16 protein-coding genes are annotated in these 23,448 nt (G+C 36.4%); 10 read left to right on the top strand and 6 right to left on the bottom strand.

Annotated elements, in window-relative coordinates; translation table 11 throughout:
• Window positions 1-135: 135 nt before the first annotated feature.
• The gene (locus ACK4R1_RS05430; protein ID WP_409684470.1) at window positions 136-321 is read right to left on the bottom strand and encodes a DUF5522 domain-containing protein; all 186 of its coding nucleotides are present in this window, start codon (window positions 319-321) and stop codon (window positions 136-138) included.
• 28 nt (window positions 322-349) lie between these two features.
• Between ACK4R1_RS05430 and ACK4R1_RS05435 the strand changes: the two genes are divergently transcribed.
• The 3 genes from ACK4R1_RS05435 (at window position 350) to ACK4R1_RS05445 (ending at window position 3,663) form a co-directional block, all read left to right on the top strand.
• Window positions 350-676, top strand: a complete 327-nt coding sequence (locus ACK4R1_RS05435) for a hypothetical protein (RefSeq protein ID WP_409684472.1) — start codon at window positions 350-352, stop codon at window positions 674-676.
• A gap of 394 nt (window positions 677-1,070) precedes the next feature.
• A complete protein-coding gene (locus ACK4R1_RS05440) occupies window positions 1,071-1,832 on the top strand; it encodes a hypothetical protein (protein WP_409684474.1) in 762 nt (253 codons plus the stop codon).
• Between the two features lie 61 nt (window positions 1,833-1,893).
• The gene (locus tag ACK4R1_RS05445; protein WP_409684476.1) at window positions 1,894-3,663 is read left to right on the top strand and encodes a T9SS type A sorting domain-containing protein; all 1,770 of its coding nucleotides are present in this window, start codon (window positions 1,894-1,896) and stop codon (window positions 3,661-3,663) included.
• 54 nt (window positions 3,664-3,717) lie between these two features.
• Here ACK4R1_RS05445 and ACK4R1_RS05450 read toward each other — a convergent pair whose 3' ends face one another.
• A complete protein-coding gene (locus ACK4R1_RS05450; RefSeq protein ID WP_409684478.1) occupies window positions 3,718-8,943 on the bottom strand; it encodes a fibronectin type III domain-containing protein in 5,226 nt (1,741 codons plus the stop codon).
• A gap of 226 nt (window positions 8,944-9,169) precedes the next feature.
• On the opposite strand from ACK4R1_RS05450, the gene ACK4R1_RS05455 reads away from it, so the two are divergent.
• The 4 genes from ACK4R1_RS05455 to hemL all read left to right on the top strand — a co-directional run bounded on the left by ACK4R1_RS05455 (window position 9,170) and on the right by hemL (window position 14,162).
• Entirely contained in the window at window positions 9,170-10,975 is a 1,806-nt protein-coding gene (locus ACK4R1_RS05455; RefSeq protein WP_409684480.1) for a T9SS type A sorting domain-containing protein, read from the top strand.
• 79 nt (window positions 10,976-11,054) lie between these two features.
• Complete coding sequence (locus tag ACK4R1_RS05460; RefSeq protein WP_409684482.1) at window positions 11,055-11,957, top strand: 1-aminocyclopropane-1-carboxylate deaminase/D-cysteine desulfhydrase; 903 nt, start codon at window positions 11,055-11,057, stop codon at window positions 11,955-11,957.
• A complete protein-coding gene (locus tag ACK4R1_RS05465) occupies window positions 11,950-12,849 on the top strand; it encodes a glucosaminidase domain-containing protein (RefSeq protein ID WP_409684484.1) in 900 nt (299 codons plus the stop codon). The genes ACK4R1_RS05460 and ACK4R1_RS05465 overlap by 8 nt, the downstream gene beginning before the upstream one ends.
• 26 nt (window positions 12,850-12,875) lie before the next feature.
• Window positions 12,876-14,162 (top strand): glutamate-1-semialdehyde 2,1-aminomutase, encoded by a 1,287-nt coding sequence (gene hemL, locus ACK4R1_RS05470; RefSeq protein WP_409684486.1) that lies wholly within the window; start codon window positions 12,876-12,878, stop codon window positions 14,160-14,162.
• Window positions 14,163-14,209: 47 nt separating this feature from the next.
• On the opposite strand, the gene ACK4R1_RS05475 is transcribed toward hemL, so the two are convergent.
• From ACK4R1_RS05475 to lysS, 3 genes are all read right to left on the bottom strand, one after another.
• A complete protein-coding gene (locus tag ACK4R1_RS05475; RefSeq protein WP_409684488.1) occupies window positions 14,210-14,545 on the bottom strand; it encodes a hypothetical protein in 336 nt (111 codons plus the stop codon).
• 68 nt (window positions 14,546-14,613) lie between these two features.
• Complete coding sequence (locus ACK4R1_RS05480; protein WP_409684490.1) at window positions 14,614-15,072, bottom strand: hypothetical protein; 459 nt, start codon at window positions 15,070-15,072, stop codon at window positions 14,614-14,616.
• A gap of 107 nt (window positions 15,073-15,179) precedes the next feature.
• Complete coding sequence (lysS, locus tag ACK4R1_RS05485; protein WP_409684492.1) at window positions 15,180-16,871, bottom strand: lysine--tRNA ligase; 1,692 nt, start codon at window positions 16,869-16,871, stop codon at window positions 15,180-15,182.
• A 227-nt stretch (window positions 16,872-17,098) separates the two neighbouring features.
• Between lysS and lipB the strand changes: the two genes are divergently transcribed.
• Entirely contained in the window at window positions 17,099-17,791 is a 693-nt protein-coding gene (lipB, locus tag ACK4R1_RS05490) for a lipoyl(octanoyl) transferase LipB (RefSeq protein WP_409684494.1), read from the top strand.
• Here the strand turns inward: lipB and ACK4R1_RS05495 are convergent.
• Window positions 17,788-18,387, bottom strand: coding sequence for a ribonuclease HII (locus tag ACK4R1_RS05495; RefSeq protein WP_409684496.1), 600 nt, complete (start codon window positions 18,385-18,387; stop codon window positions 17,788-17,790). The genes lipB and ACK4R1_RS05495 overlap by 4 nt on opposite strands.
• Window positions 18,388-18,586: 199 nt before the next feature.
• Here ACK4R1_RS05495 and ACK4R1_RS05500 point away from each other — a divergent pair, with 199 nt between their 5' ends.
• Both ACK4R1_RS05500 and ACK4R1_RS05505 read left to right on the top strand, forming a co-directional pair.
• The gene (locus tag ACK4R1_RS05500; protein ID WP_409684498.1) at window positions 18,587-21,631 is read left to right on the top strand and encodes a SusC/RagA family TonB-linked outer membrane protein; all 3,045 of its coding nucleotides are present in this window, start codon (window positions 18,587-18,589) and stop codon (window positions 21,629-21,631) included.
• A 23-nt stretch (window positions 21,632-21,654) separates the two neighbouring features.
• Window positions 21,655-23,448 (top strand): RagB/SusD family nutrient uptake outer membrane protein, encoded by a 1,794-nt coding sequence (locus tag ACK4R1_RS05505; RefSeq protein WP_409684500.1) that lies wholly within the window; start codon window positions 21,655-21,657, stop codon window positions 23,446-23,448.

Genomic DNA, 23,448 nt, shown 5'->3' on the forward strand with positions numbered 1-23,448 from the left:
GAAATCCTTTTTTAGTTTGTGTATTGATTTCCAAAGTTTCGGGATAGCGCGACAAACTAAAAAAGATTGTAACGAAAGCCCGACCCTTGTGGTAACGCCCATATTTTGATTACTTCGACTGAACACTGCGACTGCCTACTGCTTACTTTTTTTAATGGTTCCTGTTTTTTTATCAAATCCATACGGACAGTGACGGCAACCACTTTTGCAGCAATAGCCGCGTTTTAAGTGGTATTTTTCGGTGAAACATCGATAACCTTCGGGCGTTAAGTAATAATCTTCGCCTTCGATTAACTTATTTTCATTATTTTGCTCATTCATAGGCACAAATTTAAAGACTTTATAAGTAATGATAATAATCGTTTCGAAATATTTAATTCCAAAAGGTTTCAGAGGATTGACTCTTTTTCCGTTTGTGTTCTTGAAATATTCAGCCAGTAGAAGCGATTCGACTTTAATTAATCATGAAAAGATTCATTTGCGCCAGCAATTGGAGTTGTTGATTTTCCCTTTTTTTGTTTGGTATATTTTAGAATTTCTGTTGAAACTTTTGAGATATAGAAACCGGAATAAAGCTTACATGGCTATTTCTTTTGAGCGAGAAGCTTATCAGAATGAAAAAAGCACTACATATTTATCAGAAAGAGCATGGTTTTCTTTTTGGAAGTTTCTATAATTTCCTCCATCTTTTAATCTGAATTTATATCAAAGAACTTTTTTGTTATTGTGTCGACTTGTTAGGTTGTCAATGGGTTTGTGTGCGAATTTTGCTTTCGCGTTTTGTAAACGTATAAACAATTGTTAATTAAAAAAAGTAAGAATAAGCACATTTTGTAGTTGTAAAAATGTATTTAAACCGTAAAAATTCGCATTTTGTCGATATTTTTTTTGTTTTGTAAAAGAATATATTGTAGGTTTGTTCAAGAATTCAGTAGGAAAATTATAAGTCTAATAAAATAACTGATGCAAAAAATGAAATATTCAAAGTAGAATTTTATGCTCATTTTAGGAAAAATTGAGCTGTAAGTTTTAAATACCACCTTTTGAATTAACCCCTAAATTTAAAAGACATGAAAAAAAATCTTTACTTAACCTTAATCTTGTTATCATTTCAGGCTTATTCTCAAATAGGAATAGGGACTGATACGCCGGTTGCCACCTTAGATGTTAGAGAAATTGATCCAACGTCGCCAACAGCCGAAGCCGGAATTGCCATTCCGCAAGTAAGTGTTTTACCTTCATCTGGAAACAGATCCGGACAAATTGTTTTTTTAACTTCCAATAATACTTATTGTTTTTATTCGGGTTCTGATTGGAAGCCGATGTATAGCCAAGTTTACAATTTTGGTGATGTCAAACATGGTTTTCAAACCGCTGACCACAATGGCTGGGTATTATTAGACGGAAGGGCTAAGAGTAGTTTGACTGCAAATCAACAAGCTGCTGCTACAGCTTTGGGTATTGGTGCTAACTTGCCAAATTTGGCGGATAAAAATATTGTTGGTGTTAGTGGTACTAAAATACTTAACACTACAGGAGGAAGTTCTTCGGTAACTATTGCTCAGAATCAATTGCCTGATGTTACTTTGACCACTACTGCCGATGGAGATCATACGCACAATACAGGAGCGGATGGAAGTGCTCTATTAACTTCAGTTTTGGGGATATCATTAGGTTCAGTAGTACGCCCAACAAGTGAAAGTCGCCCAACGACTTCAAGTGGTTCCCACTCACATACAACTTCTTCTATTAACGGAGGTGTTGCTCAGCAATCGGTTACCGTTCAAAATCCTTATTTAGCGCTAAATGGATTTGTTTATTTAGGTCAATAAATAATATACTTTACCCAATTAAATATTCTTGGTCTTAGTTTTTAACTTAAAAAAGTATATTATGAAAAACCTACTTACCCTATTGCTTTTATCTGTTTCTTTTGTTTCAACTTCCCAGCTTTATGTAAGCAACAATAGCTATATATACAACAACGGACGGTTAATTTATGTGAAAGGAAAAATTGAACTTGATGGAACCAGCAACCTATATTTGAGAAATAATGGTCAATTACTTCAAGGAACTACTGGTGCCTCAACTAATAAAGGAACCGGAAAGCTATCTGTTTTTCAAGAAGGAACGTCGAATAATTTTCTTTACAATTATTGGTGTTCACCAGTAGGTAATGCTTCAACGATTTCGGGCAATGAAGACTTTGGAATAACCATGTTGAATGTACCGATATCAAAGACAGTTAGTAATCCGGCAACGATGAATAGTGGCTTGAATGGTTTTTGTAATACAGGGACTTTATCAATTGCCAGTTATTGGATATGGAAATTTTTGTCTTCATCCGGTTATTCTCAATGGTTTCATTCCGGATCAGCTTCCAATATTTCAGCAGGACAAGGTTTTACTATGAAAGGCACTAGTGGATATGATTTAACAGATGTTGGAGAAAGTTCGTTAAATAACGTCGGAAATGCTCAGCGATACGATTTCAGAGGAAAACCTAATGATGGGAACATTACGGTTAATGTAGCTGCTAATGGTTTTACTTTAACGGGAAATCCTTATCCTTCAGCGCTTCATGTTAATGCTTTTTTACTGGATGAATCTAATTCGGCTTGTGATGGTGTGGCCTATTATTGGGAACAAGATAAATCGGCTCCTTCACATGTTTTGGCAAATTATCAAGGAGGTTATGGTACTTATTCTCCAATTAGTTTAGAATCTAATGGCGTTTATGTCCCAGCAATTTACAATACTTATAATCCAGACGGGACGTTAAATACAGCTGGAGTTTCATCAGAATTGAGTATAGAACGAAAGTATGCGCCAATTGGACAAGGTTTTATGGTAAAAGGCGTTTTTGATGGACATTTAACGCTTAAAAATGAGTACCGCATTTATAAAAAAGAAGGCGACTATTCGCAATTTCATCGTCAGTTGAATAATTTGAATTCCGAAACTAATGAAGTAATTAGTGTTCCTCAAATTCGCATCAGTACGGTAATGAACAACCAGCATACTAGTCAAATCGCATTAGCTTTAGTGCCAACGGCGACGGATGGGGTTGATGTTGGGATTGATGCTAAAAGTCCGGTAGATAGCAACGTTCCAAATGATGTGTATTTCTTATTGAACAATGAAAAATTTGTTATCCAAGGAGTTGCTTTTGATGTTGATAAAAGAATTTCTTTAGGGATAAAATCAACTAATAATGCCTCTTTTAAGTTTGATGCTTCTCAGGTTTTACATATTGATGAAGCCCAGCCAATTTATCTCTATGATGCACAAAACGAATCTTATCATGAGATTAGAAATAGCACTTATGAAATGGTTTTACCAACCGGAATACATAACAATCGATTTGAGATTACGTTCAAAGACAATTCTCTAAATAGCGATAATAATGTTAAATCAAATATTGTTGTTTTTCAAGACAACAGCTTGCAAATACTGACCATTTCTAATCCGAATTTAGCGGCATTGAGTTCGGTTAACTTTTATGATTTAAGTGGAAAGCTGATTTTTAGCAAAAAAAATATAGGCTCACAAGAAAACCATCAGTTTTCAACCAGTGGATTTAGCCATGGTGTTTATTTGGTGGAAGTTATTGCAAATAATAAAAATAGGATTGTTCAAAAGGTAATGATTGCTTCTTTGTAACAAGAAAAGTCTTCGTTAAAGAAGACCTTTCTTGTTTTTGACAAATAAAAAAAATTAGTAAATTATTTTTCGGATTACAGTTTCACCGGTTTGTAATTTTATTTTTAACAACAAGCCTGCATTATTTTTTCTTAGGTTTGAAAGCGTGAAATAATTGGTGTTGATATTATTATATGTGTCTAGTTTTTGCCCTAAAAGATTGTAAACAATGATGGACTCCATATAAAGATTATTAGTGCTTATGCTTACATTATCTTTAATTACCACTCTTACGTTATTGTTGATGTTAAAGTCAGGGTTTCCAAGAGAGGTATTAATATAAACTACTTTGAATCGGTTGTTAATTGAACCGGTAGAAGCCACAAATTGATAAGGACTTGTTTTTAAATTGTGAGTAATATTCAATAAATTATCTTTTAAATAAATGTCTTGTTCATTGAATAAGCCATCTATAGCTGCTAGGGCTATGGTGTGATTTCCAGTAGTTGGAATGTTTACTCCAATTGGCACTTCATCATAAATATCAAATGGCAAGGCACGTCCTTGAATGTTATACAAGCTATTATCGACTAGAGAGTAGATTTGTAGACTTCCCGAATTTTGTGTTTTGCAATCGAAGAAATGATCATCACCCATGGTGGCCTCTTGAATATAACCAAATAAAGTTCTTTCTGATTGACCATTAGTGTTAATGATATCTAGCCAAATTCTGTTTCGTTCTAAATTTTCAACATTATTACCTCCTGAATTTGTGTCAGTGTTTGAGAATCTGTAAAAGGAACTATTGCTGTAATTGGCGCTTCTTAAACTATTGGTAAAAGTGATGTTGTCTGTTGCTGCAGTTCCATCAATCATTTGTATAAAGAAGCCTTGACCGGAGCCAATAAATAAATCGGCATCAGCAGTAGGACAACAACTAGTTCCTGTGAAATTATACGTCAAATAATCTCCCGGACTGTAATTGTATATAAAAGAATTATAAAAAGGGCTTGAGATAACAGCAGGTAAAGTTCCATGAGTCCACAGTCTTATATTACCCATGATTTTAGTGTTGTTGTCATATAAAAATTGACTGCCTCGAATCGCTGATGGGTAAGGGTTTCCTAGTAAATTCCAATTGTCACTATAGTTGGTTATTTGAGCGCCATTGGTTCCGTAATGTAATGCGGTATTGGTATCGCTTCCTCTTTCAATCGATATGGTTATATTTCCATTGTTAGGTACTCCGGTGAAAACACCGTTTAAGGTAGCAGCAGTTGAAGAACTGAAGGTGGATGGCCCGCTGGCAATATATCCTTTTCCGGCTATCATTGTGTTTCCGGCGGCACTTTCCCAGTTGCCTTGACCACCGTTAGGGTTGGCTATAGTTGTATTCCATTTATAAATTCCCCATGATGTTAGTGGGGAAGCGATATTACTCACATTGAAGCCGGCTACAGGTGATGACCAATAGACATAATCGAGACTTCTGATAAAGGCATCACGTTTATAAATAATGTTGCCAGTATTTACGTCATTATTTACTTGAACTAAACTTGCACTGTTGTTGATCAAAAAAGTTCCATTGCTTTGAACGTTTACCCAATTGGTCACAGTTATGCTGTTGTTGGAGTTTATTGTCAATAAGGCATTTGCGAATATGGTTAATGTTCCCGCTAAGGCATTATAACTCGTGCCTGAAACCAAAGGTTTGTTAGTGGTATTTGGTATAAAAACACAATCAGTACTGTTAGGTATTGAGGTGTTAGGCGTCCAGTTTGCCGGTTTATTCCAATCAGTATCTACTGAGCCATTCCAAACTTTACCACCAGTTACTGTTACGGTTGTTTCGTCAGTTAATTTCACAGTTGTACCATTGCATAAAGTGTAAGTTACTTCTGCTGTGTATGTAGTTGTGGCTAAGGGACAAACGTTGAGAATATTGTTAGTAGAGAGTTGAGTTCCGGTTGTGCCAGAGCCTTCAAACCATTTTATGGAGGCTATTGATGGTCCAGAAGGCGTAAATCTCCAAGCTTCATTCGTGGCTGTCCAATTGGTGCTTAAACCATTTCTGTTTGGGGCAACAACGGCAGCATTCCCGGCAGCATTTTGAATACCAACTATAGCATTTCCGCCATTCCACGGTGAAACATTGTTATTGTCTATTCTTTTCTCTTTGATGTATACATCAATAATATTTGTGTTTTCATATAAAACCATCATTCCTGTATACAGAATGCTATTATCGGAAAACATTGGAACGTCACTCCATGAGGCTACTAAAGCTCTACATCCGGTATTTAAAGTAATTAGCTCATAGCCTACTTTTCCTCCTTTACTTGGGTCAATGTCATGGTAAACGCCATAAATGGTATTGGCGAAAAGTGCACCAGTTGTACTAGGCAAATCATTACTAAATGAGTACCCTGAGCCAAATCCCGCATTGGCGGTATTAAAAGATAGCATTCCATTCGATCCAATGATACAAGAAGAATAAGAATTACCATAAAAACAGAAGTTAAACGGTAGCGTTATCGTTGGAGACCAAACATCATCAACATTTACACTTACGGCATTGGTCAAACAACTAAACTGATAAGGAGGAGCATAAGTTATTGCGCTGACAGTATAGTTTGTGGTTTGATACATTTGTAAATAAGTAGCTTCTAAATCTACGCATGCGGGAGCAGTACAACTCATTGTGGCATGGTCGAGGCCATTGAGTCCTAATCCTCCAGCTAAAACATTAGGACAACCTAAAGTAGTTGTTCCAATTCCGTTTCCAGTATTACAAGGCGTAGCGATACAAATGTTGAAAGTTCCGGTGGAAGTTGAACCGTGAGTGTAAACCCTAACAAAATAAGTTATTCCTGATGTTAGACCATTCAAAATAGTCGATTCTATCGCGCTTCCGGTAGTGGCATTTATACAGGCTAGACTAGTCAAGCTACCACAAGAACCGCTGAATACTTCGAAAACCATATTGCTAGCGGTTCCGGGAGTGACGGTTATCGTTTGGCGGGTGCCATTGGCTGTAAATTGATACCATACATCGTCATCGGCTGTTCCATTGCAACCTACTAATGATTGGGTAGCGCCATAAGTAGTTCCGCTAGTGCTTGTAGTACAGGTTTCACCACTGTTAACTGTTAAAGTTGTAGGAGCATTGCAATCATTATTGATGGGAGGCAATGGACTGGTTGCACAAATTCCAAAAGTACCATTATTGTCATTGCCAAATTCCCAAACTCTGATGTAGATGGTGCTTCCGGGTGTTAATCCGCTCAATGATAAGTAGGACATTAGGCCTATACCATCGTCATCATCACATTCAATTAGTGTTAAGCCACTACAAGTTCCGGAATAGGCTGCCATTCCGCTATCGGTTATTCCGCCTGAATTGGTGTCGATTTCTAGAATTCCATTGGAGGGCACTATAATGCTAAACCAAACATCGTTGCCAGAATAACTGGCGCAACCTGGTGCAGGAACTCCTGTAGTTGCTGTTGCTCCTAGTGTTGTATATGTTGCATAGCTACAAGAGGAACTTGCGGTTAAGGAACTTGCGTTACAAGGTTCGTCATTGGTCACTGGCGGTGGCGGACAAGTAATAGAAAAGCTAACATTTCCTCCGCCTGTACTTTCAGGATCTAATAAAATATAATATTGTACTCCGGCATTAAGAGTAAATGACGGGCTTGTTCCGCTTCCCCAGATATCATCAATACACGTCCATCCCGAAGCGCTACAGCCAGAAGAAACTGGTTTGTATTGATAATCAATAAAGTCATAGGAGCTTGTTTGAGCAATTGTATAGGTTCCAGTTGTGCTTGGTGTAAATGTATAAAATTGTTCTCTGCCAGGTGTTGAATAACCACAGGCAGAAGTGCTATAGGCGCCAGTTCCTGAGGCTATGGTTGCGTTGATTGTGGTTCCGCAGGAAGTAATATTAGCGCCGCTTGAACAGATACTCGCCGCTGAAGTTGTAGTACTCGAGCTGACAAACGCGCTACTGCAACCATTGCTGGCTAAAATTCTGTAGTAGTAAGTAGTGCTGGCAGATAAACCTGATATAGCATAAGACACAGTAGGGGCAGAAACTGTAAAAGGGGATCCGCTGATGTTGGAAGTATAGCCTGAATCAGTTGTGATTTGAACAGTGTATGTGATTGCTGAGGCAGTTCCTCCGGTAGGTATTGCCCAATTTAAGGTAAAACCACTCGCAGTCGTTCCTGTTACGGTCACGGAGTTTGGGATAGTGGGACAAGTAATGCCGGTACCTGCCAAAGGACCGCCGGTAGCATAAACCGGACCGCCGGTACAACTAGTGTTGTTATAAGCAAAAATATAGTAATAATATTGTGTGTTACCCGTTAAACCAGTTCCCGGTATAGTAGTTGAATTGCTTGATTGTATAAAATTTAAGCCACTACCAAGCGTGCCAATATTAGCGGTTGAATAAGTAGTGCCATCCATAGGTTGTGACGGAGGTGTGCTTGATGTTGATTGTATTACCAAATAGCCATTGGCACTACCTGTAAAAGTAGCCGGTAAAGTAGCTGAAGTATTAGTTCCCGGTGTGTAAGCTGAAGCCTGGCCTGGGGCTATGCAAGAAGTTGGCGCTGAGGAAACAAGTGAAATATCATCTATTCCGGCAGGAGGATTGGTTCCTCCGCTATTGTTGTTTATCCATTCGAAAACTAAAGTGAATGTACTTCCTGCGCATGATGTAGGTAATGAAAAACTTGTTGTAGTCCACGTTGCTTGACCAAAGTAACTTGCTGCTCCAACTAGTTCTCTTGCTGCAGGAGCGCTTCCTGTTGCAGAGATTGGTGTTGCATAGCTTGGCGTATAACTTGTAGGTACTAGCCAAACTCTCATAAAATCAAGACCCGATTCTCCTTGGCCAATCCAACTGAAGCTCAAAGTTATATTGTTTTCTCCTGCGGGAACTGTTACGCTTCTATAAAGATGTGTTGTTCTGGCAGTGTTCATAGTGTAAGCATGTGGTTTTGTTCCTGTATCATTTGTAACATAACCATAGTTAGATCCAGAAAATCCAGGATATACATTGTTTCCATTGCCACAAGTCCATTGATTTCTGGTTGCAGAAGATGTTGTTGCTAGCCAATTGTTTGCTGCTAGGGTTACAGTTGCGTTTTCAAAACCTCCATCTCCAGTTGGGGAAATAATTGTAGTTTGTGCGTATGAAATACTGCTTAAGATGAACGTTGTTAAAAGCGTAAAAAATACCTTATGAAAATTAAGCGATGTATGAATAGGAAAATAAGATTGCCTCATAAAAGAGTTTGTTTAGTGGTGTTTAATCAGTTGGTAAATCTAATGTAAATTACGAATGCTTTTAATAAAAAGCATAATATTTGGCAAATATTAAAAATATTTAACAAATTAATTGTAGAACTGATTGTAAAAATTACATAAATTTATGTATTGAGTATTTAAAAAAAAACTACTACATTTGTTCAATAACCGCTCTGGCTGATAGAGCATTATGAATCATAAGAAAATGACTATAAAAAAAATTATATTTTCAATTGCGTTAATTATTGTAGGATTAGGTAATTGTTTCGCACAGTTGTATGTTAGTACCAATACATATATATATGTTAAAGACACTTATGTTTTTGTAAATCAAGATACAAATCTTCAAAGTAATGGAAATATTTACCTGAGAAACGAAGCGCAACTTTTACAAGGGACAACAGGTTCATCACAAAATAAAGGTGCCGGAGTCTTGTCTGTTTTTCAAGAAGGAACTTCTGATAATTATGATTATAATTATTGGTGTTCTCCGGTCGGTAATGCCTCGGCTTCATCAGGTAATGAAAACTTCGGAATTTCTATGATTCACGTTCCATCTACAGTAACCAATAGTAATCCGGCTACATTACTTTCTTCAAGTTATGATGGCTTGTCTTCTAATGGTTCATTGTCAATTGCAACTTATTGGGTTTGGAAATTTTTATCAAGCGCAAACTATTCACAATGGATTCATTCTCAGGCAAATACAGATATTGCTGCCGGACAAGGGTTTACAATGAAAGGAACCAGTGGAACTGACAATACCAATGTTGGCGAATCAACAGTTAATAACCCTGGAGGAGCCCAACGATATGATTTTAGAGGTAAACCGAATGATGGAAATATAACCGTTAATGTAGGTGCCGATAATTTTACGTTAACGGGAAATCCCTATCCGTCAGCATTACATGTAAATGCGTTTTTGCTTGATTCATCTAATGCAGATTGTACAGGAATAGCCTATTATTGGGAGCATGATAAAACAGTAAATTCTCATGCTTTGTTGGCATATCGCGGAGGATACGGAACTTATTCGCCAATCAGCACTAGTCCAACTCAGTATGGTGTTTATGTTCCTGCTACATATAGTTCCTATAATATTGATGGAACTTTAAATACTGCCGGTTCAAATTCCGGATTAAACATTCAAAGAAAATATGCTCCTATAGGGCAAGGGTTTATGGTAAAAGGAAATGTAGGTACGCCAACTGCAGTGACTATAAAAAACAGTCATAGAGCTTTTTATAAAGAAGCAGATGCTTATTCTCAGTTTGAAAGAAATGCAAATAATCAAAGTAATGTTAGTCAATCTGAACCGATAAATGAGGTGTCTCAAATACGTTTGAATACCATTATGAACAATCAATTTACCAGACAAATCGCCTTAGTTTTAATGCCTGAAGCAACAGACGGTATAGATAGGGGAATTGATGCTAAATCGCCTGTTGACGAAGCCATTCCAAATGATGTTTACTTCTTCTTAGACAATAGTAAATATGTTATTCAAGGGGTAGCTTTTGATGTGAACAAAAGAATTCCGGTGGGTGTAAAATCTACCAATAATTCAACTTTCAAGTTTGATGCTTCAATGATTTCAAACTTTAATGAAGCGCAAGATGTTTTCATGTATGATGCGCTAAACAACAGCTATCACGATATTAAAAACAATACATATGAAGTGGTTTTGCCAACCGGAACTTATAACGATCGATTCGAAATTACCTTTAAAGATACTAATTTAGGTGGTGAGTCAAATATTAAATCGGATTTGGTTATCGTTCAAAACAATAATGCCCAAACACTTATGGTTTCAAATCCAAACGATTTAGATTTAAAATCGGTTAAATTATATGATATTACCGGAAAACAAATTTTCGACAAACAACGTTTAGGAGTTCAAAGTAATTATCAGTTTTCTACCAGTGGTTTGGCCGGGGCTGTTTATTTGGTTGAGGTTGTGACCAATGATAATCGAAAGCTATCACAAAAAATTATAATTTCTAACCAATAAGGAATTTTAAAAGCGATTTATAATCGCTTTTTTTGTGTAGTGACAATTGTGTTTGTTACTTTTGCCAAAATTACTTTTTTTGGAAAGTTACAATCAAAAAATTGAAATCGGAAACCTTGATTATTCGCTTTATATCAAACGCGAAGATTTGTTACATCCCAACATTTCTGGCAATAAATTTAGAAAACTGAAGTATAATTTGGTGCTAGCCAAAGCAGAAAATAGGGTCACATTGCTCACTTTTGGGGGTGCTTATTCCAATCATATTTTAGCCGTCGCTGCGGCCGGAAAAGAGAATGGTTTTAAAACCATTGGTGTAATTAGAGGTGATGAGTTGTTTGACCAGGTTGAACTGAATCCAACCTTACAAAAAGCCCGAGATTTCGGAATGGTTTTTGAGTTCATCTCGCGAGATCTTTACAGAGAAAAAAACAGCCAAGATTTTAAACTAAAATTAGAGCAAAAGTTCGGTAATTTTTATCTTTTGCCTGAAGGCGGAACAAATGATTTAGCCATAAAAGGCTGTGAGGAGATTTTAACTGAAGCTGATGTTGAATTTGATTATGTCTGCTGTGCAGTAGGAACCGGAGGGACAATTTCGGGTCTTATCAATTGTTCAAAACATAGTCAACAAGTTTTAGGATTTCCCGCTCTGAAAGGTGACTTTTTAATAGAAGATATTCGTAAATTTGTTCGAAATCAAAATTGGGAATTGGTCACAGGGTATCATTTTGGCGGTTATGGTAAAGTCACTGAGGAATTAGTGAAATTTATAAATGATTTTCATCAAAAATATCAAATCCTTTTAGATCCTATTTATACTGGAAAAATGGTTTTTGGAGTTTTGGATTTAATCGAAAAAAAGTGGTTTCCCAAAGGCTCAAAAATTCTAATGATTCACACTGGCGGTTTGCAAGGAATTGAAGGCATGAACCGCTTGTTAAAACAAAAAAACCAAATCGAAATTAGAACATATGATTAAGAAACTTTTTTTATTAATCCTTATGATTGTTGTGGCTTCTTGTAGCTCAAACCAATCGGTAGTCAGAACTTCAAAACCCGATCCCAGAAAAGCAAGTGCTCCGGTGGCGCAAAGGGTTAAAAAGCCGATTTACAGGCCAAATCAACCAAAATCTACTGAGACTGTTGCTCAAAAATCAAGTACAGCTACTTCAAATAATTCCGGTTCTACGGTTGTTTTAGAAGCTACAACCAGAGTCAAAGTGACTACTGAAATGGTTTTGGCATATATTGACCGATACAAAGGTGTCGCCAAAGAAAACATGGTGAAGAGCGGAATTCCTGCCAGTATTACGCTTGGTCAAGCTATCTTAGAATCAGGTGCCGGAACAGGTCCACTAAGTATGCAGGCTAATAATCATTTTGGCATCAAATGTCACAAAGAATGGACTGGGCCAAGTATCAGATATACCGATGATGAAGAAAACGAGTGTTTCAGAAAGTATGACGATCCTAGCGGTTCATTTCAAGACCATTCTTATTTTTTAACCAGTCGTCCTAGATATGCTTCCTTGTTCCAATTAGGAAAAAGCGATTATGCAGCTTGGGCTAAAGGATTAAAAGCTGCCGGTTACGCTACTGATCCCAAGTATCCGGAGAAACTTATCGGTTTGATTGAACGGTATCAATTAAGTAAATATGACGCCGAAGTTTTGGGTAAAGATTATGCACCGGTAGTTATTACCAAGAAAGAAATTGCATACACGGAAGATGCTGAAAAATATACTGTAGTAAAAGGGGATACTTTGTATTCGTTGTCTAAAAAATTCAATATTTCGATAGAAGAATTAAAGAGAAAAAATAATATGACTGATAATTCATTGTCTTTGGGGCAAACTATTATCGTTAAATAAATTCCAAATAAATTCTAATTTAAGATATGATATACCAAAGAAGCAGTCAGTTATTTACTGAAGCTGAAAAAGTAATTCCGGGTGGTGTAAATTCTCCGGTGAGAGCGTTTAAAGGTGTAGGTGGAACGCCAATTTTTGCCAAAAGTGCCAAAGGAGCTTACTTGTATGATGAGGATGATAACCGACTAATAGATTATATCAATTCTTGGGGTCCAATGATTTTAGGTCACGCTTTTCAACCTGTAGTAGATGCCGTAATTGAGAGAGCTAAAAAAGGAACTTCATTTGGAATGCCAACCGAATTAGAAACCAAAATTGCTCAGTTGGCTATTTCTATGGTGCCTAATATTGATAAAATTCGTTTTGTGAACTCAGGAACCGAAGCTTGTATGAGTGCTATTCGACTGGCTAGGGGTTATACAAAAAGAGATAAGATCATCAAGTTTTCCGGATGCTATCATGGTCATTCAGATTCTTTTTTAATTGCTGCCGGAAGCGGACTTAGTACATTTGGTGTGTCTAACAGTCCAGGGGTTACTCAAGGAACAGCAAAAGATACTTTGTTAGCGGATTACAACGATTTAGAAAATGTAAAAGCTTTATTCGAAGCCAATAAAAATGAAATCGGCGCTATCATTATTGAACCAGTTGCAGGAAACATGGGATGTGTGCCTCCTAAAGAAGGTTTTTTACAATCACTTCGTGAACTTTGTGATGATAATGGTGCATTGTTGATTTTTGACGAAGTCATGACTGGCTTTCGTTTGGCCAAAGGCGGAGCTCAAGAATTATATGGAGTAACTGCTGATATTGTTTGTTTTGGAAAGGTAATTGGTGGTGGATTACCCGTTGGAGCTTTTGCCGCCCGAAACGAAATTATGAATTATTTAGCACCACTCGGACCGGTTTATCAAGCCGGAACCTTGTCAGGAAATCCATTAGCAATGGCTGCCGGATTGGCGATGTTAGAAGCGTTGGATAGTGATTCGGATATTTTTAAAAGATTAGAAGAGAAAACTGCCTATTTGCACAAAGGAATAGATAAAGTATTAAAAGATAATAATATCATATTTACAATTAACTGCGTAGGTTCTATGATTTCTGTGCATTTCGACTCAAATCCTGTGGTTGATTTTAAAACAGCTAAAAACGGCGATAATGAAACTTTTAAGAAGTTTTTCCACGGACTATTAAACGAAGGAATTTATATTGCGCCATCGGCTTATGAAACTTGGTTTATAACCGATGCTTTGACTTACGAAGATTTAGATTTTACCATTAATGCAATTCATAAAGTAGCCCAAACGTTATAAAAAAAAGTCCTTTCGTTAGAAAGGACTTTTTTTATTGTTATTAGAAATTATTCATTTGTAATTAATGATTTGAATAAATCTTTATTGGCTGTTAATTTCTCCATCTGTGCATCAGACAAAGTTGCTCTAATTTTCATTTCAACGATTCTTGAAAGTTCTGCTCTTCTCTCTTGAGATAAAGTTTTGTCTTCAAGTGTTCTGTGTTTTTGTTCAAACAATCTCTCAAAATCAGCAGTCATTGTTTCGTTTAATTGTAGGTATTCAGACAAAGCTACAGCTTCTTTTTTACCTTTTTCGGCAGAGGTTAACTCTTTTTTGTCTTGTGCATTCGCATTTATACTAAATGCTAACAATAATGTTAAAGCAGCAATAAATTTTTTCATTTTTTTGAATTTTAGAAGAATAGTGACTCCAAAACTAATTTATTTTGTTGTAAACTCAAAATTTATTTTTATTTATCTTCTTCAATTTTTTTAAATTCCTTATTACTTCTTCTGTCTTTTATTTTTTCGATCATCTTGTCTTTTTTCTCTTCACGGTTTTTTTCCCATTTAGAGAATTGTTCAGCAGTTAAGATTTTTTTCATTTCGGCGGCAACTGCTGCTTGTTCTTCAGCCACTTTAGCTTTCATTTCGGCTCTTTTTTCAGCATTCTTGGCTTTCATCTCCGCTTTTTTGGCCTCCATTTCAGTTCTCTTGGCTTCTCTTTTCTCCACTTGTTTGGTGACAATCGCTTTTACTTCTTTTACTTGCTTCTCATTCAGACTCAATTCTTGGGTCATTTTCTTTACCTGTAAATCAACTTTTTGTTCTTTGGTTAGCTTTTCTCTTTCAGGTTTTCTTTCTTTTTTTTCTTGTGCCATTGCAGTTATACCAACAAACAATAATAGGGCTAAAAATACATTTTTCATTTTTTGATTTTTTTAAAATTATACTGATAGGACGCCAGTAATTCTAAAAGGTTTAAACGTTAACATAACTTTTTAAAAAAAAAGGAACTCCATTGAGTTCCTTTATATTAGTTCAAAACCACCGTTTTGTTATCGCCGTCAACAACTACTTTAGTTAAGCCATGCTTGGCTAAGCCTTTGATCGCGGCATCCCATTTTTTGCCGCTCAATTGGGATTGCTCTTTCAACTGTCCCAAAGCTTGGTTGTTTTCGATTTTTAATAAACCAATGATTACTTTCTCGTCTTCGGTTAAATCCAATTGTTTTTTCTCCGGACGCATTTGTGGGAAGAAAAGCACTTCCTGAATTGATGCGTTATTTGTCAAGAACATAATCAATCGGTCCATTCCAATTCCCATACCGGAAGTTGGCGGCATTCCGTATTCTAAAGCTCTTAAAAAGTCGTTGTCAATAAACTGAGTTGCTTCATCATCACCACGTTCTGCCAATTGCAATTGCGCTTCAAAACGTGCTCTTTGGTCAATTGGGTCATTTAATTCTGAATAGGCATTGGCGATTTCTTTTCCGCAAACCATCAACTCGAAACGTTCCGTCAATTCAGGATTGTCTCGGTGTTCTTTACAAAGTGGAGACATTTCCTTAGGATAATCGGTAATGAAAGTCGGTTGGATAAAGTTGCCTTCGCATTTAGCTCCAAAAATCTCATCGATTAATTTGCCTTTGCCCATTGTTTCATCAACTTCTATACCCATTCCACGAGCAGCAGTAAAAATTTCTGCTTCGCTTTTTCCCGAAATATCAAAACCGGTAAATTGCTTGATCGCATCCGTCATGGTAACTCTGGCATAAGGCGCTTTGAAATTGACTTTGTGTTCTCCAAAAATGGCTTCTGTCGTTCCGTTGACTTCCTTGGCACAATACTCCAATAAGTTTTCGGCAAATTCCATCATCCAATTGTAATCTTTATAGGAAACATAAATTTCCATAGCCGTAAATTCCGGATTGTGTGTTCGGTCCATCCCTTCATTTCTGAAGTTTTTTGAGAATTCATACACACCGTCAAAACCGCCGACTATTAATCTCTTTAAATATAATTCGTTGGCAATTCTCATGTATAAAGGAATGTCCAAACTGTTGTGGTGCGTAATAAACGGACGCGCTGCTGCACCGCCGGCAATGGATTGCAACACCGGGGTTTCCACTTCCATATAACCGGCTGCGTTGAAAAAGTTACGCATCGCCGTGAATAATTTGGTTCTTTTGATAAAGACTTCTTTCACATGCGGATTGACTACTAAATCTACGTAACGCATTCTGTATCGCAATTCAGCATCGTTAAATGCATCGTGTACGTTTCCTTCCTCATCTTTTTTTGGTAACGGCAACGGGCGTAAAGTTTTGCTCAGGAAAGTGAATTTGTCAACACGGACTGATTTCTCACCTACTTTCGTCAAAAACATTTCGCCTTCAATGCCTATAAAATCACCTAAGTCAGTTAATTTTCTAAAAACTTGAGTGTATAAAGTCTTGTCTTCACCCGGACAAAGTACATCACGATTAAAATACAACTGAATTCTGCCTTCGCTGTCTTGCAACTCTACAAAGGAAGCTTTTCCCATGTCTCTGTCACTCATCATTCGACCGGCCAACACCACCTTCTTTCCTTCTTCAAAGTTTTCCTTAACCTGTTTGGAAGTATGATCCACAGGGAATAAATCCGCCGGATAAGGGTTAATGCCTAATTCGCGCAAGGCGTTTAGTTTTTCTCTTCTGATGATTTCTTGTTCCGAAAGTTGCATATCGTATTGTATTTAAGCGTGCAAAGATAGGGATAATTTGAAAATGTGACAATTTGATAATTTGAAAATGATTTTGATGTTTTGGAGCGAAAGGTTTGGGCATAGTCAGTAAACCATTTTCCCGTTTTTCATTACAATCTCTTCGAGGATTTTCATTGCAACCGGGCCTAAAGATTAACGTCGAGTTAACTGGTAAACTTTGTAACTTTGCATTTTGCAATTCAAAAATGAACAGACAAATACAACTTCAGGATTTAGGAAATAAAGATTATAAAGATACTTGGGATTATCAAGAAGCACTTTTCAAGGAAATTGTCGACATCAAAATTCAAAAAAGAAACAATCCTGATTTGGTAACGCCCAATTATTTCCTTTTTGTTGAGCATCCACATGTGTATACTTTAGGAAAAAGTGGTGACATGTCTAATTTGTTGCTTTCCGAAAAGCAATTAGAAGCCAAAGGCGCTACTTTTTATAAAATTAATCGCGGCGGTGATATCACTTATCACGGTCCGGGACAAATTGTAGGCTATCCAATTTTGGATTTAGAAAATTTCTTTACTGATATTCACAAGTATTTAAGATTCTTAGAGGAAGTTATTATTCTGACTTTAGCGGAATATGATATAATAGGTACAAGAAGCGAAGGAGAAACCGGTGTTTGGTTAGGTGTCGGTACACCATTTGCTCGAAAGATTTGTGCTATGGGTGTTCGTGCCAGTCGATGGGTAACTATGCATGGTTTTGCTTTAAACGTTAATGCTAATTTGGGCTACTTTGATAATATTATCCCTTGCGGTATAAAAGGAAAGGCTGTAACATCACTTCATGTAGAATTAGGGAGAGAAATAGCGGAAGAAGAAGTAAAAGCAAAAATAGCCAAACATTTCTCAGTGCTTTTTGATTCCGTTTTTATTTAAAAATCTAATTTTAATTGTTCCGGTAGTAAGCGAAAAGACATTCGGTGGTATTTACTTACGCCATATTTTCTTATGGCTTCTCTGTGTTCTGTGGTTGGATAGCCTTTGTTTTTTTTCCAATTGTACATAGGAAATTCTTCGTGAATTGTATTCATGAATTCATCTCGATAAGTTTTGGCCAAAACCGAGGCAGCAGCTATACTGAGGTATTTGCTGTCGCCTTTGACAATAGTGGTGTAAGGAATCTCATTAATTGGTTTAAATCGATTCCCATCTATTATAATATAATTAGGTAATGGTTCTAGTTTGAGAATGCATTCTTGCATGGCTTTTATTGAAGCGTTCAAGATGTTGATTTTATCTATGACAGTGTGGTCAATGTGAGTCACGCTAAAGCTTACGGCTTGTACTTCAATTAGAGGTTTTAATTGCTCTCTTATTTTTTCTGAAAGTTGTTTAGAATCGTTTAGCAAATCGAGTTTAAAGTTCTCAGGTAAAATTATGGCGGCAGCGGTAACAGGTCCGGCCAAACAGCCTCTTCCGGCTTCGTCAGTACCGCATTCAAAAGTGCTTGAGGAGAATCTTAATTTTAACATAAAAATTAATTTTGATAAAAATATAAAAACTCACGCAACCTTATACAATAATTGGCATCAATTAAATGTTGAGTTGTTGGCGCCAACTTCATCGCGAACTTTTTTTAACACAAATAAATTGTATTATTCCGAAGTAATATTTGTTTATTTAAGAAATAATTAAGAAGTTTGCGGAATAACTAACTCAAATAAAATTAATATGAGATCGAAGTTCAAATGGATTTTTACGCTTTTACTAGCGTTATCAATGCAGTTTTCGTTTGCACAAGAGAAAACTGTAACCGGAGTCGTTTCAGACAAAACTGGACCACTTCCTGGGGCAAATGTTGTTGTTAAAGGTACCAATCGTTCTGCTCAAGCAGATTTTGACGGTAAGTTTAGCATCAAGGCTAAAGCCGGAGAGGTTTTAGAAATTTCATTTATAGGTTACAATAATTCAAATGTAACTGTAGGTGCAGCCAATAATTATGTCGTTACATTATCTGACGGTATAAAATTGGATGAAGTTGTAGTAGAAGGGTATAGAAATACTACCAAAGCTTCAACAGTTGTAGCGCAACAAACGGTTAATTCTAAAACTATTGAAAACCGTCCAAATGCTTCCTTTATTCAAACATTGCAAGGGCAAGTGGCTGGTTTAAATATTACTTCAGGTACTGGTCAGCCAGGTTCTGGAAGTTCTGTAGTTATTCGTGGTGCGGGTACAATTAATGGTAATACCGATCCGTTGTATGTAATTGATGGTGTTCCGACAAATCAATCTAACTTTAGATCAATTAACCCAACAGATATTGAGTCCGCAACTGTATTGAAAGATGCTGCTGCAACCGCTATTTATGGTAATAGAGGAGCTAATGGTGTTATTGTTATTAAAACTAAGCGAGGTGGGACAGGAGATTCTAAAACAAGTTTTAGATATTCGTCAACTTCAGGTTATACAGAATTACAAAGAACCAAATATTCATTTGCAGATTCAAGAGAATTATTGACTCTGGAAAAACGATACGGTGTGGGTAGAGGTAATACTTTGACAGATGCTGAGATTGCTGCTTACAATACTAATTTTGACTGGGTAAGTTATTTTTTCAGACAAGCCAAATCAACGGATCACCAATTAAGTATTGAAACTTCAGGAAAGAATTTAAACTCTTACACCTCCGTTAGTTACTTAGACCAAGAAGGGATATTGTATACTACAGGTTTAAAGCGTTTTACACTTAGAAACAATTTATCAGGAAAAACTAATAATGATAAGTTTTCTTATTCTACTAATATATCTTTAGGTTTTTCTAAAAGTAACGAAGCAACCAGCTTAGGGACGGGTGGAATCAACAGAAACTATGTGTTAGGAGCTACTTTGAGTGCGCCATACATTACTCCTTCAGAGTATACCGGTTCTCAACAAGTTTTTGATTTGTACAATAGTGATGGTACGTTATTATACACGCCTTTATTCTTAATTGACAAATTAGAAACATACACTAACAATACAGATGAGATTAGGATGAGTGCTAGCACTGATTTGTCTTATAATATATTCAAAAATGTAACTGCGAGATCTAGAACGTCTTTTGAAAATATTATGACAAGATTTTCTCAGTCTGAACACCCAATTTCTTTCAATGCTTTCTTGTTCTTAAATCCTGCTGCTCAATACGGTGGATTTGAAGATGTTAACCAAAGAAGAGAATTCCGTTTTAACCAATTATGGCAATTAGAGTGGAAGAAAACTTTCGCAGAAAAGCACACTGTAACAGCTATTGGAAATGCCGAATATTATGGTTCTCAAGCAGAGAATGATAATCAAAGACAAAGAGGTTTGGATCCTCTAACTTTTGTGCCTGGAACAGGTGCGGGTTATTTGGCAGATATCGCAGCGCATGATTTCTATGGTCCTACGGGAGGTATCTCAAAAGTTAAATATTCTTTGATTTCTTACTTTGGAGTTTTAGATTATGATTTTAATGATAGATTTGGTGTAGTTGGAACTTACAGATACGATGGTACAAGTAGATTCTTGTCAGATTATGCTTGGGGTAGCTTCTTTTCAGTAGCTGGTAGATGGAACATCAATAAGGAAAAATTCATGGAAAACAGTGGGTTCCAAGTCTTAAAACTAAGAGGTTCTTATGGAGAAACAGGGAATGAAAGAATTGTTGCCGGTACAGAATGGACAGGTCTACAACCTCCACCTACAAGAGATACTTATGCTAACAACGCAACAGTAGGAGGGCAATATAATGGTGCAGCAAGTTATAATATTAATTTCGGTGCCAATGACTTAAGATGGGAAACCACTACACAATGGAATGTTGGTCTTGATTTTGAATTTTTCAAAAACAGAGCTAGAGGTACTGTAGATTATTACAACAGAGTTACATCTGATTTGTTTTATTCTTCTCCTGTATCTCCAGTGTCAGGTACTACAACTTTAACTAGAAATAGCGATATTGAGGTTACTAACAAAGGAGTTGAGATATCTTTAGCTTATGATGTAGTTAGAAATGAAAACTTCAAATTCACAGTAAGAGCCAATGCTTCTAAAAATGATAATAGCATAGATGGAATTGTATTAAATGGTGGTAGAGAAATTAATGGACTTACTATAACACAAAATGGTGGTCAAATTTTTGAATACTATTTATATCCTTACGCAGGTGTAAATCCTGAAAATGGTAACTTGTTATTTGAAGCTGCTGACGGTACTTTAACTGAAACACCAAGTGTTGGTGATGATAGTAGAGCTACAGGAAAATCTTCTATTCCAGTTTACCAAGGAGGTTTCGGTTTTGACTTAGATTACAAAGGTTTCTTTGCTACTACAAACTTTACTTTTGTTCAAGACGTACACCGTTTTGATTACGATTTAGAAGGTTTATACGATCCAACTTCATTAGGTCAATTTGTTGTTTCTGATGATCTATTAAATGCATGGACAGCTACTAATACAGCTACTAATGTTCCTTCATTGAATGCTGCTAACTTAGGTGCTGCAGCCAATTCTGACAGATTCTTAAGAGATGCTTCATATGTTAGACTTAGATACCTTCAAGTAGGTTACAGAGTACCTAAGAAATTCTTAGATAAAACTTTTATCTCAGGATTAAGTTTCTATGTACAGGGTGAAAATTTATATACATGGACAAAATGGCAAGGTTTCGATGCTGAAAGTAACAGAGGAGCTGATCAAGCTCAATATCCAACGCCAAGAATTTTTAGCTTTGGTTTAGACCTTAAATTTTAATAAATAAATAAATAATAAAAGATATGAAAAAATATTTAAGTTTTTTTATTTTGGGTGCTGGTTTACTCGTTACTTCATGTGATGATAGTTTACTGGATCCATTTACGCCTGGAGCGCTTACCGAAGAAGTAGCCGTTCAATCCAGTGCGGATTTAGCCAAGTTGATGAATGCTGCTTACATACTTTTGACACCTACCAGTGAAATTGAATTCAATTCTATTTTTACTGATGAGGCAAGTATAGGATATGCGAATGGTGGTCAAGGTCTAGATGATAATTATGCTTTTCTTTTGAATGCTGCATCTGATTCTCCCAATGGCATATGGGCCACTCATTACTTTTGTTTATCACGTGTAAACAGGGTTATTAAATTCGCTGATAATTTTGAGCCGGTAGATGCTGCCGATCAAATGGTTGTTAACAGATTATTAGCTGAAGCTTACACTTTGAGAGCTTATTGTCACATGCAATTGATTTCTTATTTCTCTACAAATCCTAAAGATAGAAATGCTTTGGGACCAATCTTATCTAACGATGTGTTACCAACTTCTTTTTTAGGTGTTAGAGCCACAAATGGTGTAGTTTATGATTTAATTGATGCCGATTTGGCTACTGCTGAATCATTATATGCTGGAGTTACTAGCACTCCTAATTCAATTTTTGCTAACAAAAACTTTACTGTTGCCTTGAAAGCTAGAGTAAACCTTATGAGAGGTGATAATGCTAATGCTATTACTTTTGCAGATCAAGTGATTAATACTTCAGGTCTTTCGCTAGCATCTTTTGCTAATTACGCATCTGTTTTTCACACAGATTCAAATCCAGCAAATGTTGAAGTTATTTTCAAATTGAAAAAACAAACAGGGCAAACTAGAACTGGTGCTATTTGGGCTAGTGTGAATACGACTTTAAATGGTTCTCCTTTCTTTGAAATGGGTAGATCATTGTTTAATATTCTTAATACAACTAATTTAACATCAGCTACTGATTATCAAATTACTGCTATAGCTGGAACTTCTGTTACAATTCCTGGGCATACTTTGCAAGTGGGTGACATGTTTGTAGCAACTGAAAGCAGACCAATTAATGCTACATCGGCTAATGGAACGACTACATCTCCAGCAAATTCATTATTAGGAGGAAAAGTTTATTATGTTAGAACTGTTGTTGGCGATGTGATTACACTTACTGTAGATCCAACAGTTGCTACACCTGTTGCAGCTAATTTTACAGGAGCTAACGGTACAGGTCTTGCAGTTCCTGTTAAAGCTAATTATGGTGATATTCGTTATTCTACAAATATTCACCCAACATCAATTATAGATTACAACTATGTAACTAGTTCAGATTTCAGAAACACTGATAAATTGGCTTTCAGAAAATATCCTGGGACTACGACAAATGGGTTAATGGTTAATGATATTAAAATTTGTAGATTGTCTGAAATGTATTTAATCAAAGCTGAGGCTTTGGTAGCTACTGGTGATTTGGCTGGTGCTGCAGCTGCTGTAAAAGCAGTTAGGGATGCTCGTACAAACAGAGTTCAGCCATTGCCGGTTTATGCAAATGCGACCGAAGGATACAAAGATGTGTTAAAAGAAAGAAGGCTTGAATTCATTGCTGAAGGATATCGTTTTATTGACTTAAAACGCTTAGGTGCCGTAGCAAACGAAGGAATTCTTAGAGATCCACAAGACTGTGCTGTAAACGGAGCTTGTTCTTTACCAGTATCAGATTATAGATTTGCACTGCCTATACCTACTGTAGAATCAAACGCAAATGGTGCTATTTTAGCCACACAAAATCCTGGATATTAA

Origin of the sequence: Flavobacterium sp. (assembly GCF_046293665.1) — a bacterium.
In the GTDB taxonomy this organism is placed as follows: domain Bacteria; phylum Bacteroidota; class Bacteroidia; order Flavobacteriales; family Flavobacteriaceae; genus Flavobacterium.